Origin of the sequence: Winogradskyella ludwigii (assembly GCF_013403985.1) — a bacterium.
Classification (GTDB): Bacteria; Bacteroidota; Bacteroidia; order Flavobacteriales; family Flavobacteriaceae; genus Winogradskyella; species Winogradskyella ludwigii.
In genome coordinates, this window is record NZ_JABFDF010000001.1 from 409,815 (window position 1) to 423,813 (window position 13,999).

General features: G+C 32.6%; 16 protein-coding genes. 7 read left to right on the plus strand and 9 right to left on the minus strand.

What is annotated here, in order from left to right:
- Positions 1-43: 43 nt before the first annotated feature.
- The 6 genes from HM981_RS01785 to HM981_RS01810 all read right to left on the minus strand — a co-directional run bounded on the left by HM981_RS01785 (position 44) and on the right by HM981_RS01810 (position 5,720).
- On the minus strand, positions 44-328 hold the full coding sequence (locus HM981_RS01785; protein WP_179336871.1) for a Sec-independent protein translocase subunit TatA/TatB: 285 nt from the start codon (positions 326-328) through the stop codon (positions 44-46).
- 102 nt (positions 329-430) lie between these two features.
- On the minus strand, positions 431-2,728 hold the full coding sequence (locus tag HM981_RS01790; protein WP_179336872.1) for a M1 family metallopeptidase: 2,298 nt from the start codon (positions 2,726-2,728) through the stop codon (positions 431-433).
- A gap of 64 nt (positions 2,729-2,792) precedes the next feature.
- Positions 2,793-3,299: a DUF6702 family protein gene (locus HM981_RS01795; protein WP_179336873.1), complete on the minus strand. Its 507-nt coding sequence runs from the start codon at positions 3,297-3,299 to the stop codon at positions 2,793-2,795.
- A 22-nt stretch (positions 3,300-3,321) separates the two neighbouring features.
- Positions 3,322-4,134: a peptidase associated/transthyretin-like domain-containing protein gene (locus HM981_RS01800; protein ID WP_179336874.1), complete on the minus strand. Its 813-nt coding sequence runs from the start codon at positions 4,132-4,134 to the stop codon at positions 3,322-3,324.
- Positions 4,121-4,915, minus strand: coding sequence for a peptidase associated/transthyretin-like domain-containing protein (locus HM981_RS01805; protein ID WP_179336875.1), 795 nt, complete (start codon positions 4,913-4,915; stop codon positions 4,121-4,123). The genes HM981_RS01800 and HM981_RS01805 overlap by 14 nt, the downstream gene beginning before the upstream one ends.
- A complete protein-coding gene (locus HM981_RS01810) occupies positions 4,902-5,720 on the minus strand; it encodes a peptidase associated/transthyretin-like domain-containing protein (RefSeq protein WP_179336876.1) in 819 nt (272 codons plus the stop codon). The genes HM981_RS01805 and HM981_RS01810 overlap by 14 nt, the downstream gene beginning before the upstream one ends.
- 232 nt (positions 5,721-5,952) lie before the next feature.
- On the opposite strand from HM981_RS01810, the gene pepE reads away from it, so the two are divergent.
- The gene (gene pepE, locus HM981_RS01815) at positions 5,953-6,660 is read left to right on the plus strand and encodes a dipeptidase PepE (protein ID WP_179336877.1); all 708 of its coding nucleotides are present in this window, start codon (positions 5,953-5,955) and stop codon (positions 6,658-6,660) included.
- Position 6,661: 1 nt separating this feature from the next.
- Here pepE and HM981_RS01820 read toward each other — a convergent pair whose 3' ends face one another.
- Both HM981_RS01820 and HM981_RS01825 read right to left on the minus strand, forming a co-directional pair.
- On the minus strand, positions 6,662-7,087 hold the full coding sequence (locus tag HM981_RS01820; RefSeq protein ID WP_179336878.1) for a GNAT family N-acetyltransferase: 426 nt from the start codon (positions 7,085-7,087) through the stop codon (positions 6,662-6,664).
- A 94-nt stretch (positions 7,088-7,181) separates the two neighbouring features.
- The gene (locus HM981_RS01825; RefSeq protein ID WP_179336879.1) at positions 7,182-7,577 is read right to left on the minus strand and encodes an ankyrin repeat domain-containing protein; all 396 of its coding nucleotides are present in this window, start codon (positions 7,575-7,577) and stop codon (positions 7,182-7,184) included.
- Positions 7,578-7,848: 271 nt separating this feature from the next.
- Here HM981_RS01825 and gpmI point away from each other — a divergent pair, with 271 nt between their 5' ends.
- Both gpmI and HM981_RS01835 read left to right on the plus strand, forming a co-directional pair.
- Positions 7,849-9,366 carry a 2,3-bisphosphoglycerate-independent phosphoglycerate mutase gene (gene gpmI / locus HM981_RS01830; protein ID WP_179336880.1) on the plus strand — a complete coding sequence of 506 codons (1,518 nt, stop codon included), beginning with the start codon at positions 7,849-7,851 and terminating at the stop codon, positions 9,364-9,366.
- A 41-nt stretch (positions 9,367-9,407) separates the two neighbouring features.
- Positions 9,408-9,806, plus strand: coding sequence for a BT0820 family HAD-type phosphatase (locus tag HM981_RS01835; protein WP_179336881.1), 399 nt, complete (start codon positions 9,408-9,410; stop codon positions 9,804-9,806).
- 10 nt (positions 9,807-9,816) lie between these two features.
- Here HM981_RS01835 and HM981_RS01840 read toward each other — a convergent pair whose 3' ends face one another.
- Positions 9,817-11,085 carry an acetyl-CoA hydrolase/transferase family protein gene (locus HM981_RS01840; RefSeq protein ID WP_179336882.1) on the minus strand — a complete coding sequence of 423 codons (1,269 nt, stop codon included), beginning with the start codon at positions 11,083-11,085 and terminating at the stop codon, positions 9,817-9,819.
- A 126-nt stretch (positions 11,086-11,211) separates the two neighbouring features.
- Here HM981_RS01840 and map point away from each other — a divergent pair, with 126 nt between their 5' ends.
- The 4 genes from map to HM981_RS01860 are packed head-to-tail and all read left to right on the plus strand — an operon-like array spanning position 11,212 to position 13,982.
- Positions 11,212-12,030 carry a type I methionyl aminopeptidase gene (gene map, locus HM981_RS01845; RefSeq protein ID WP_179336883.1) on the plus strand — a complete coding sequence of 273 codons (819 nt, stop codon included), beginning with the start codon at positions 11,212-11,214 and terminating at the stop codon, positions 12,028-12,030.
- Between the two features lie 9 nt (positions 12,031-12,039).
- Complete coding sequence (locus tag HM981_RS01850) at positions 12,040-12,822, plus strand: DUF3050 domain-containing protein (RefSeq protein WP_179336884.1); 783 nt, start codon at positions 12,040-12,042, stop codon at positions 12,820-12,822.
- Positions 12,823-12,831: 9 nt separating this feature from the next.
- The gene (locus tag HM981_RS01855) at positions 12,832-13,596 is read left to right on the plus strand and encodes a class I SAM-dependent methyltransferase (protein ID WP_179336885.1); all 765 of its coding nucleotides are present in this window, start codon (positions 12,832-12,834) and stop codon (positions 13,594-13,596) included.
- A 14-nt stretch (positions 13,597-13,610) separates the two neighbouring features.
- A complete protein-coding gene (locus HM981_RS01860) occupies positions 13,611-13,982 on the plus strand; it encodes a DUF423 domain-containing protein (protein WP_179336886.1) in 372 nt (123 codons plus the stop codon).
- The last annotated feature ends 17 nt before the right edge of the window (positions 13,983-13,999 follow it).

The following is a 13,999-nucleotide window of genomic DNA, read 5'->3' on the forward strand; positions in this document are numbered from 1 at the left end:
GGCGCCCAAGATATTAACTACAAGCTTTGTAAATAAACTCTGTTTAGCGTTTTAATGATCCTGTGAAGTCTTCTAGGTCATCTTTTACTTTGTTAAGCTCTTCCTTAACGTTTTTAGTAACATCTGTGTCAATGATATTATTTTCTTTGGCACTCTTAGTTACTTCGTGCTTAATATCATTAGTTGCGTCCTTTAATTGACGCATACCTTTCCCTAAACCACGTGCGATCTCAGGAAGCTTATCTGCTCCAAATACCAATACCACAATTAATAGTACAAATACTATTTCGGTACCTCCAATGAATAATAATGTTGGTTGATGTATCACAGTGCAAATATAAAGTGAGTTTATCAATTAAACCACTTCTTGTATAGAAATAAAAAAAGCCGACTCAAAAAAAGTCGGCTTTTAGATCTATAAAAAACAGTATTAGTTCTTTACGTTATTCTTAAACTTGTTAAAATCACTTTCTTTAACCTCTTTTGGCCAAGAATTGTTAGTAGTATCAACATCTGCAGTTTCCAAATCTGGATCTAAATTAATAGATACAATCTCCTTTTCACTAGCGACTGTTCTACTTACTTCATTATCATTATATCTCCATATTTGAGCAGGATACGTTACTTTTTCTTTGGTTCCATCTGCATAATTATACTCTACTATAATTGGCATTACTAATCCACCTGGCTTATCAAAAGTTACTTCATAGAAGTATTTTGGTGCTGTTTTCATTGCCTTTTGCTCTTCTGGAGTAAAATTATCCATTATATATTCCTTAACAGTAGGTAAACCATCTATAGGTGTTGCGCTTTTCATTGCATCTTCATAACCGTCAGCTCCTTCTTCAATAAAATAAACTAAACTTTTTGGGTCTCTATTGTTACGTTCTGCTATTTTTTTACCATTCTCATTTGGTGTTCCTGTAACGGCAAATTTCTTAACTCCCTTAATACCTATATCGGTGTAATCTGTTGTATAAAACCAACCTCTCCAAAACCAATCTAAATCTACTGCAGAAGCATCTTCCATCGTACGGAAAAAATCTTCTGGTGTTGGGTGTTTAAACATCCAACGGTGTGCATATTCTCTAAATGAATAATCAAATAAATCACGCCCCATAATGGTTTCTCTTAACATGTTTAAACCTGTTGCTGGCTTGCTATAAGCGTTGCTACCAAACTGGTATGTATTTAAACCTTTAGTCATAATTGGCGCAATAAAATCTTGATTTCCGCCCATATATCTTACAATATTTTTTGCAGGTCCTCTTCGTGATGGATACGTTTTATCTGAAGGTGATAACGCTGTAGGATTCCATTCTCCAAAATCTTGTTCTGCTACATACTGAACAAATGTATTTAAACCTTCATCCATCCATGTCCATTGACGCTCATCACTATTCACAATCATTGGGAAAAAGTTATGACCAACTTCATGAATAATAACGCTTATCATCCCGTATTTTGTTCTATCTGAATATTTACCATTCTCATCTGGACGACCAAAATTGAAACAAATCATAGGATATTCCATTCCCATTGGTGTATTCACTGAAATTGCTTTATGGTAAGGGTAATCAAACGTCATACGTGAATACGACTTTAATGTCGCAGCTACGGCTCTTGTAGACCATTCTTCCCATAAAGGATTTCCTTCTTTAGGGTAAAGTGAAACAGCCATAACATCTTTATCTCCAATCTTTACAGCCATCATATCCCAAAGGAATTTACGAGAGGATGCAAAACCGAAATCACGAACCATTTTAGCCGAAAGCTTCCATGTTTTTTTCTTTTTACTTTTAGACTTCTCAGCTAATCTAGCGTCTGCATCTGTTACAATCATAACAGGCTTGTCATAAGATTTCAATGCTTTTTTATAACGCTTCATCATGTCTTTTGTAAATACGTCTTCACGATTTACTAAAACACCTGTACCATCTACAATATGATCTGCAGGTACTGTAATATTAACGTCAAAATCTCCAAATGGTAAAGCGAATTCATCACGTCCCCAAAATTGAGAATTTTGCCATCCTTCCACATCATTATAAACAGCCATACGTGGATAAAACTGCGCTATTGTATATAAGTTATTATCATCTTCTTCAAAATACTCATATCCAGAACGCCCTCCATCTGTAACGTGATTATTAATATTGTACCACCATTTTATTTTAAAAGAATACTTATCCCCTGTTTTCATTGCTTTTGGCAACTCAATACGCATCATTGTTCTATTAATGGTATGCGCTAAATCTTTTCCGTTAACATCTTTTACATGTTCTATAATAAAACCACCATCAAAAGATTCCTTTAAATATGATTTTACAGCTCTAGATGACGATGTTACTGGTCCAATTCCCGTACTACTAATAAGAGGAGTCTTACTATCTTGTGCACGCATATTTTGATCTAACTGTACCCAAAGATATTTTAATTCGTCTGGTGAATTGTTAGTATAAGTAATCGTTTCGTTACCATATAATTTTGCAGTATCATCATCGATTTCAATATCCATTTTGTAATCTGCCTGCTGTTGATAATAACCAGGACCTGGAGCACCAGAACCTGTTCTAAACATGTTAGGAGTAGAAAACTCATCATATAACTGTTTAAACTTGTTTTGGTTAGTGTGACCTTGTTCACGTTCTGGCTTTACGTCATCTTGAGCAATAGCGCTAAAAGATGTAAAAAGCATAATGCATAAAAAATACTTGAAAATTTTCATATTGAATAGTTAGTGTTTTAAAAGAGATGCCAAAATATGAATTTATGATGGTTTTAACAGATTTTTATTTAAAGTTTAACATGCATGAATCATTATCTGGCAACAGCAAAAAGCTTTTATTTCTATCCAAGAGTTTTAAACGAACAATATTTTGTTGACCAGAAAACGCATCGAACAATACTTGATTTGTAACCTCTATAGACTCAATATCAGTAACATTCTCTACCTCTAAATAACAATACGTAATATCATCCTTGTATTCTTTACCTATAAATTTAAAATTGACGGCATTGCCATTAACGTTAATTTTTAGTTTATCGGCTAAATAACGTTTCATGTAAGTTTCTACAAGTTCAGATTCGTTTGTAGTATCTAACGTTATTTTCTCATCGTAACGCTTACGTAATAGCGTTTCGAAATCGTTTATAAAAATCTGACTAATAATTTGAAGTGATTGTGATTCTTTAGCGTATTCTACTTTTGTAACACTAACGTAATACTCGTGTTGGTCTCCGGTAAAACTTAACAGCGGAAGTATTAATAAGATGACTAAAATGCGAAATGGTTTCATGTGTTATTATAATTGTTTTGTATTACTCTTTTATTACTGACGTTCTATTTTCTTGATAGATTTCTAGTTTTGCTAGTAAAAATTCAAGCAATTCTAAATCGTTATTTTCTTTACATAAGTTTAAAAATCTGGCATCTTCTTGACAGAACAAGAAAAACTCGTTATGCAAATTTTCTGCTAAGGTATCTTTTTCAAAAATATAAGATTCATAATCTCTTCTTAAACGTTCAATACAGCTAGATCTATTATCAAGTTCTACAATTGCTTTAAGTTTTTTTGTTCTACCACTTATGGTATTCAAAAATTTATTAAGATTGAGACTAGGACCACCTCCATAAGTACCTCCTACTAAACCAACCATATCGCCTGCATCTGCATCAAAAAGTTTACGCTCATTTTGGGTTAATGGTTTCCCTGTAAATCCTGGAATCCCTAGATCGTAAAAATTAATTTTGGGTTCTGCTTCTGAATTTTCTAAATCAGATTCTAAGTTTCCAGTTAAAATTTTACCAACAACGACTTCGTTTAACTCGTTTACTTTTTCCTTAAGTTGCACATTAAACTCACCTAATTCTATAATAGATGCTGTAATAATAACCTCTTCTAATTGATATTTAACTCCAGAAATAACTAAAGTATCTGATACTTTCGCAGGAATAACAAAACTACCATCATCATTAGAAATGGTATATTTTGCAGCTGTTTTGTTAAGAATATGAAGTCCTTCTACCTCATCATTTGCGATAAGCTGACCGTTAAGATCTATAGTTTGAGCCTCAAGACAACAACTTAGAGTAAACCACATAAAAACAACTATAACTTTAATCATTTTCATTTAATCTAGTTTTAAAAACGGTTAACTTTTCTAAGAGAAAACTAACATCGTTTATGTGGTTACCATCTTCGCAAATAGAATTAAACTCCTCATCCTCGAGACAGAATTGAAAAAATTCATTTCTATGTTTTTCAGGAATTACAAGCGCTTCAAAAATGGTTTTAGAATATTCTGTCTTTAATCGTTTAATACAAACTTCATTAGATTCCATTAAAACTCTAGCTTTATATGCTTGAGTGTCTCCATTGATTCTATTTAATATTTTATGAACATTTATTGACAATGCTAGACCATAATAATACACAAACTGACCATGATCTGCATCGTACAAGCGCTGTTCATTTTGAGTTAATGGTAAATCTGTAGATCCTGGAATTCCTAAATCGTAAAAATTAATTTCGGGTTTAATATCTAGATTCTGCACATCAGACTCTAAGTTACCTGTTAAAACCTTACCAACAACCACTTCGTTTAGTTCATTTACTTTTTCAATAAGTTGAATATTAATTTCACCAGATTTAACTACAGTGTTTGTGAGAATAATTTCTTGTAATTGGTATTTTACTCCTGAAACAACTAAAGTATCTAAGGCTCTTGCAGGAATTATAAAACTTCCATCGTCGTTAGATATCGTATATTTTGCAGCTGTTTTATTGAGAATATGTAGACCTTCAACGTCATCATCTGCACTAATTTGCCCACTTAAATTTGTTCGCTGTGCATTTAAAACACCAACAGTTAAAAGTAAAATAATAAAGTAAAGCTTTTTAATCTTCTTCACTTAGACCTTTTATGAACTCCTTACTCAATTGTGAAATACGCTCTAAAAGTTGCATTTCTTTATCCGTTTCAAACAACTCCGTATCAACACCTTCTTGCTCTACATAATCTGTAAATGCTTCGACTTGATCTAAAGGGATTTCAAAATTGGTGTGTATATAATTAACGCTATAGGCATCTAATGCCTTCTTAAATGGTGTTCTCTTTAATTCTTTTTCTTTTTTCGATTTAAATTTAATGTTATCTAAATCTACTATCTGTTTGATTAAAAATCCTGCTACATTAACTAAATCTACCATGTTCTCCATGTGCGGATTGTATTCGTTAAAAGCTAAATTATCTGCTTTAGTTTTGTAATCTGCAGAAAATTCAAAATCGTCTATATTATCTAATCCAAAATAAACAGCATCTAAACTTACATTATGAGTTCTGACATTATCTAAATCTGCACCCAAATTTCCTGTAAGACCAAATGGCAACAGTACAACTTCATCTAATTTATTAATTTCCTCTACTAGAATAACCGTTAAACGTTTAGACGCTATTACGTTTTCTAAAATAGTAACATTAAAATCTTTAAACTGAAGCGCTCCAAATTCTACAATATCGTTAAGGCCAACTTTAATTTCAAAATCTCCATTTTTATCCGTGTACGTCCCTTTATTAGAAGAGGTATTAAAAACGGCAACACCTTCTTTGTCGCCTGTAGCAACAACAATTCTACCATTTACAGTTACTCTTTCTAGCTCTTGACTAAAGGCTGAAAACGTAGAGATTGCGAATATTAAGAGTAGTATTTTTTTCATGTATTTAAAGGTGTTTATTTTAAAAATTCGGCTTGATATTGGTTATAAATTATTCCCTGAAACGAAAACAATTTTAAGCATCTTCTTTCTTTGGTTTTAATTCTTGACTAAATTTCGGTTATATTCTTCTATTCTCATAGAAAATGACTAGTAAATATTTGTTAAATGATAAAATAGTACCTTTAAAAAAGTTTAACTTTCTTTGTAATTCTAGCACCTAAAAATTCAAAATTTGAAATCAATTATAATCGCAAGCACATCAACCATTCATGGCTCTGGTTATTTAGAGTATTTATTAGACGAGCTTAAAGTTCATTTTAAATCTACAGACGAAATTTTATTTATCCCTTATGCAAGACCAGGAGGTATTTCGCATGACGATTACACCAAAACAGCAGCTAAAGCATTTAGTAAAATAGGAAAAACAATAAAAGGCATTCATGAATTTACTAATGCAGAGCAAGCCATACAAGATGCTAAAGGTATTTTTGTTGGAGGAGGAAACACCTTTGTTCTCGTATCTCAATTATACCGAAACAACGCTTTAGTTGCTATTAAAGATGCTGTAAAAACAGGAACTCCTTATTTAGGAACAAGTGCTGGAAGTAATATTTGCGGCTTAACAATGAATACCACTAATGATATGCCTATTGTATATCCTCCTAGTTTTAAAACCTTAGGATTAGTCCCTTTTAATATCAATCCGCATTATTTAGATCCTATTGAAGGTAGCACTCATATGGGCGAAACCAGAGAAACTCGTATTAAAGAATTTCATGCGTATAACAACCAACCTGTAATTGGTTTACGTGAAGGAAGTTGGATTGCGGCAGAAGGCAATCAACTCACATTAAAAGGAATGTTAGAAGCTAGAGTTTTTGAGTACAATAAAGCCCCTTATGAAATTGCTACAAACTCTGATTTAGGCTTTTTAAAATAAATTATAGTTTTTTAAGAAAATGATATCCTAAAATTTCAAAACCTTCATTATAATAAAATTTGTGAGAGGGATAATTTTGCACGTAGGTATTTAACTCCATAGTGTTACAGCCAAAATCATTAACATAATTATAAATCCATGCCATAAACTGTTTTCCAAGACCATTGCCTCTATGCTTAGGTAAGATATAGACATGATCTAACTCTACTGATTTACCAGAATAGTGTCGTGTACAAAACCATAATCCTGATACACCAACCAATTCTTCTCCATAAAACACACCTGCACATTTATAATTTTGCGTTATCATTTCTGCAAAACGAGATTTCAATAATTCTTCGCTTACTTTACCATCATTTAGCGCATAAACTAAAGGAATTATTTGGTTAATAGTTTCACTTGGAATTATTTTGAATTGGTAGTTCATAGCTTGAGTTTAAATTGAGGTAAAGATAAAATATAAAAATGCGTCCTATAAATAAGACGCATTTTAACTAACTAACTCAAATAATTGCTTACTCCTAAGCATTTTTGTTTTTAAAACGTTTTAAGAACGATGCCGCATCTACTGCGTTGGCTTTCTCTGCAAGTCTTAATGCAGTATAGCCTTTATCGCAAGAATCATGAATTGCAGATCCTGCTGTAATTAAGACCTTAATTAATTCTACTCGGTTGTATTTTGCAGCATAATGAATTGGTAACATACCATTAGATTTGGCATTAACATTTGCTCCATTATTAATAAGTCTTTTTACTTCTTCGGTATTACCTGTGGCAACAGCCTTACAAAGTGGTGTTATTTCAATGGTTTGCTGTAAAGTTTCATTGATTTTTAATGTTGAAATACTATTCGTTGCATTTAAGTTACAAATTGAAAAGCTTAATGCTAAAGCTAAAACTACTGTTGATTTTTTCATGATGAAAGATTTTAAATTAAAATGATTTGATTTGTTTTTTGATTACATAATAATAGACGACCAAAATCTAAAGTTGTTACACTTTAAAAATTCTATAACATATATTTAACATTTTGCAAACGAATTGATTACCTACACACCTATTATAATAACAAGCTAAGCATTAAGGTTATTAAATTGATAAAAAATAAAATAACAACTTAATTTTTTCACTTTACAAAATAGAAATAGCTTAGTAAATGTTATCTTTGAATTCACTAAAAATTCTGACATGAACAAGAAGGTAATTTTGATGATTTTAGATGGTTGGGGAAAATCACCTGACCCTAAAGTTTCGGCTATAGATAATGCACAAATTCCATTTATAAATTCACTTTATACTAAATACCCAAACGCAAGTTTAAGAACCGATGGTTTACATGTTGGTTTACCAGAAGGACAAATGGGAAATAGTGAAGTTGGACATATGAATTTGGGTGCAGGACGTATTGTATATCAAGATTTAGTGAAGATTAACCTTGCTGTAGAAAATAAAACACTACGTGAAGAGCCTGTGTTAAAAACGGCTTTTGAATATGCCAAAACCAATAATAAAAACGTGCATTTAGTAGGCTTGGTAAGTGATGGTGGTGTACACTCTCACATCAATCACCTTTTTGGTTTACTTAACGCTACGCATGATTATGGTTTGGAAAATGTTTTTGTACATGCCTTTACAGATGGTAGAGATGTAGATCCAAAATCGGGTTATAGTTATATTTCAAAATTAGAAGATCATCTTAGTAAAACTTCGGGAAAACTAGCAACAGTTACTGGACGTTATTACGCTATGGATAGAGATAAACGTTGGGAACGTGTAAAATTAGCTTACGATGGTTTAGTTAATGGCGAAGGAGAAAAAACACAAAACGTTTTACAATCTATTCAAAATAATTACGATAATGATATTACAGACGAGTTTATAAAACCTTTAATTGCTACAGACGACAATAACGAACCTGTAACAACTATTAAAGAAGACGATGTTGTTATCTTTTTTAACTTTAGAACAGATCGTGGAAGACAATTAACAGAAGCATTGTCGCAAAAAGACTTCCACGAACAGAACATGCATAAATTAAATCTTTATTATGTTACTTTAACGAATTACGATGATAGCTTTAAAGGTATTAACGTCGTTTTTAATAAAGATAACCTCTCTGAAACTTTAGGTGAAGTTTTAGAGAATCACGGCAAAAAACAAATTAGAATTGCTGAAACTGAAAAATATCCTCATGTAACATTTTTCTTTTCAGGAGGACAAGAAAAACCTTTTGAAGGTGAAACACGAATTCTAAGAAACTCACCAAAAGTAGCGACATACGATTTAAAACCAGAAATGAGTGCTTTTGAATTAACAGATGCTTTAGTACCAGAATTACAAAAAGGTGATGTTGATTTTGTGTGTTTAAATTTCGCAAATGGCGATATGGTTGGACATACAGGAGTTATGGCTGCAGCTATTAAAGCTTGTGAAGCTGTTGATGCTTGTGTAAAAACAGTTGTTACAACGGCTTTAGAAAACGATTACACGACCATTCTAATTGCAGATCATGGTAATTGTGAAACGATGATAAATCCTGATGGTTCACCAAACACGGCTCATACAACTAACCCTGTACCTATTATTTTAATAGACAAGGATTTAAAAAATATTAAAGATGGCATTTTAGGTGACATTGCACCCACCATCTTAAAATTAATTGGTCTACCACAACCAAAGCTAATGACACAACAAAGCCTTGTATAAATCTTCAATTATTGTAAATTTGCGCAACAATTGATTAAAGCATGAATTTTCAAAATAGATTAATAATAGCCGTAGATTTTGATGGCACCATAGTAGATGATGGCTATCCAGGTATTGGAAAAACGCGCATTTTTGCTTTTGAAACACTTAAGCGCCTCCAAGAAGATGGACACCGACTTATACTATGGACCTATAGATGTGGTGTTAAACTAGATGAAGCTGTCGATTTCTGTAAAGAAAACGGCATAGAATTTTATGCTGTTAATGCCAGTTTCCCTGAAGAAAAATTCGATTATAGCAGAAGTCGTAAAATCCATGCAGACCTTTTTATTGACGATCGTAATATAGGTGGAATTTTAGGTTGGGGAGAAGTTTATCAAATGATTACTAATGAAGAACCAAAAATTGCTGCTCCTCCAAAAAAATGGTGGCAATTTTAAAGGCTTAAAATTACTTAAGCATTTCAAAGTAGTCTCTATCTATAGATTCTCTATGATTGGGATGTGCAATATCAACTAACGCTTTTACTCTATTCTTAATTGTTTTGCCATAAAGATTGGCAACTCCATATTCTGTAACCACATACTGAACATGCGCTCTAGTTGTTACTACACCTGCACCAGATTTTAAAGCAGGTACAATTCTACTTATACCATTTTTAGTCACTGATGGTAATGCAATAATCGCTTTACCACCTTGGCTTAAAGAAGCTCCTCTTATAAAATCCATCTGTCCGCCAACACCAGAGTAAATATCAGATCCAATAGAATCTGCACAAACCTGACCTGTTAAATCGACTTCAATAGCAGAATTTATAGCAACCATCTTTGGGTTTTGTTTAATATATGCAGCATTATTGCTATAATTAGAAGCACGCATTTCTACAAACGGATTATCATCTACATAGTCATACAAGCGTTTAGAACCTAATACAAAAGTAGATAATGCTCGTCCTCTATTAATCTTTTTATAATTTCCGTTTATTACATTGTTTAAAATCAAATCGATGACTCCATCAGAAAACATCTCAGTATGTAAACCTAAATCTCTATGATTTGTTAACTGTGTTAAAACCGCATTCGGTATAGAACCAATTCCCAGCTGCAACGTACTTCTATCTTCTATTAAATTGGCTACATGTTTCCCTATTTCACGTTCAACAGCATTTGGTGCTGCCATTAAGTGTGTTGGTAATTCTTCATTAGACTCAACAAAATAATCTATTTCAGAAATATGAATAATTCCCGCTCCATGAGTTCTTGGCATTTGCGGATTTACTTGAGCAATAACCGTTTTTGCATTATCTATTGCGGCTAAACAAGCCTCTACAGAAACGCCTAATGAACAATAGCCATGACGATCTGGAACAGAAACATGAATCAAAACCACATCGAGTTCTAAAATATGTCGTTGAAAAAGGAGTGGTAACTCACTTAAAAAAACAGGAGTGTAAGATCCATTTCCTGCTTTTAGAGTGTGTCTAACATTTTTTCCTATGAAAAAAGAATTGACATGAAAACTATCCCTTAATTCTGGATTCGCATAAGGTGCTACACCTTCAGTATGTAGCTGGCAGACTTCAACATTTCTTAATTCTTCATGTCTTGCAGATAATGCTTTTACAAGTGATTGTGGTGCTGCAGCTGCTGCTTGAATATACACACGGTCATTAGATTTTACAACTTTTAAAGCTTCTTCTGCAGTAACGGTTCTATACATGTTGAGTTCCTTTTTTAGACTGCAAATTTATAATAGAAAATCCTTTTATAAACTGTCATTTATCATGTTGTAATGAATTTATAAATTATATAAATTCCCTATCTTTGCCGCTCAATATTTTGAATCATGATTATAGTAAAAACAGCAGAAGAAATTGAGTTAATGCGCCAAAGTGCACTCATCGTATCTAAAACTTTAGGTATGTTAGCTAAAGAAACTAAAGAAGGTGTAACCACTAACCATTTAGATGCCATAGCCGAAGAATTTATTAGAGACCATGGTGCTTTACCTGGTTTTAAAGGACTTTACGATTGTCCTTCTACATTATTATGTAGTGTAAATGAAGCTGTTGTTCACGGACTTCCAACTGATATTCCGTTAAAAGATGGAGATATTGTTTCTATAGATTGTGGTTCTTTTATGAATGGCTTTTATGGAGATCATGCTTATACTTTTGAAATTGGAAATGTTGCCGAAGAGACTAAGAAACTCATTCAGATTACTAAAGAATCACTTTACGTTGGTATCGAACAATTAAAGGTTGGTAATCGCGTTGGTGATGTTGGTTTTGCAATCCAGCAATATTGTGAAGCTGAAGGTTATGGTGTAGTAAGAGAATTGGTTGGTCATGGTTTAGGTAGAAAAATGCACGAAGATCCTGAAATGCCAAACTATGGAAAACGTGGTCGTGGTAAAAAATTCATTGAAGGTATGGTAGTTGCCATTGAGCCAATGATAAATTTAGGAACTCATAAAGTGAAACAATTGAGTGATGGTTGGACTATTGTAACACAAGATGCTAAACCAAGTGTACATTTTGAGCATGATATTGCTATTGTAAATGGAAAACCTGAAATTTTATCAACGTTTGGATATGTGCATGAAGCCTTAGGCATTGTTTCTGATGAGGAAGATGCTTTTAGACAAAAAGCCCTAGTTCTATAATTTTTATTTATGACCATTGATTACTTAGAAAAAGAATTATCATCATTAAGAGCAGAGCTCAACAATCATAAATTATACAGTGCATTAGCTTCGGTTGAAGACATAAAAATTTTTATGGAGCAACACGCTTTTGCTGTATGGGACTTTATGTCTTTATTAAAAGCACTTCAAGGTCAACTAACAAACACAACACTTCCTTGGACTCCTGTTAAAAATCCATCTACAGCGCGTTTTATAAACGAAATTGTACTTGGAGAAGAAAGTGATATTAATGAGAAAGGTGAACCTAAAAGTCATTACGAAATGTATTTGGACGCAATGCACCAAGTTGGAGCAAGCACAATGTCCATTGAACAATTTGTAGATTATGTTAGACATGGAGACTCTGTTTTAGTTGCTGCAGAAAAAATTAAATTAAATAAGGAAACGTTAGAATTTGTTGACTTTACTTTTAAAGTAATTGCAACAGATGAACCACATAAAATTGCTTCCAGTTTTACATTTGGTCGTGAAGATGTGATTCCTGATATGTTTTTTCAAATTATAAATCAATCAAAAACTAGCGATAATACATATAGTAAACTGACGTACTATTTAAAGCGCCATATTGAATTAGATGGTGATGAACATGGTCCGCTTTCTTTAAAAATGATTGAAGAATTATGTGGAAATGATGCGCAAAAATGGAACGAGACATTAGATATTGCAAAAGCATCTTTACAACAGCGTATTATACTTTGGGATGGCATTTATAATTTAATTTCTAGCCCAATAGAGGTTAAGGCATTTTAAGAACATAATTTGAAAAAAGTCTTTAAATTTATATTAAACACCATACCAAGACCTTTATTAATAAGGCTTAGTTACGTGGCACGACCAATTTTAGCTTTCTTTTTAAAAGGTAATACATTCACAGACCCAATTGATGGTAAAAGTTTTAAAACGTTTTTACCTTATGGTTATGGTAATCAAAGAAACAATGTATTATCGCCTTCCACATTAAGTTTAGAGCGTCACCGTTTGTTATGGTTGTATTTAAAAGATGAAACTGACTTTTTTACTGCAGAAAAAAGTGTACTTCATTTTGCTCCAGAACAATGTTTTTTAAATCGTTTTAGAGCCCTTAAAAACCTAAAATATACCACTACAGATTTATTATCGCCTATTGCAGATGTTAAAGCAGATATTTGCAATTTGCCTTTTGAAGATAACAGTTATGATGCAATTCTCTGTAACCATGTTTTAGAGCATATCCCAGATGATACTAAAGCCATGCAAGAATTATATAGAGTTATGAAACCTGGTGGTTATGGTATTTTTCAGATTCCACAAGAATTAGATAGAGAAGTGACTTTTGAAGATGATTCTATTACAGATAGAGATGAACGTGCTAAGATTTTTGGACAATACGATCACGTTCGTGTTTATGGTCGCGATTATTTTGATAAGCTTCGTTCTATAGGTTTTAAAGTTGAAGAAGTAGACTATACCGCTTCCCTTTCTAACGAAGATATTGAAAAATACTGCTTGGCTAAAGGCGAAATTATCCCTGTAGTTTATAAATAAAACAATTTGCTTAAATGACTCAACACATTATAATTGCCACAGGTGCACTTTTTGGAATGTTAGCTGTAACCTTTGGTGCCTTTGGCGCTCATGCTTTAAAAAAAATCTTATCTACAGATCAATTACATAGTTTTGAAGTTGGCGTAAAGTACCAAATGTATCACGCCATCGCATTATTAGCTTTAGGCCTTAACGCTACCAACGTGACCTCAGCTACGTATTGGTGTTTCACAATAGGTATTATACTATTCTCCTTTAGTATTTATGGTTTGATATTATCTGATGCTAAAGGCAAAAAACTTCGGTTTTTAGGCCCTGTGACTCCAATTGGTGGTTTACTTTTAGCTGTTGGTTGGTTGTTGGTATTGATTAATGCACTTCAATAAAACTTAAAGTCAAAAAA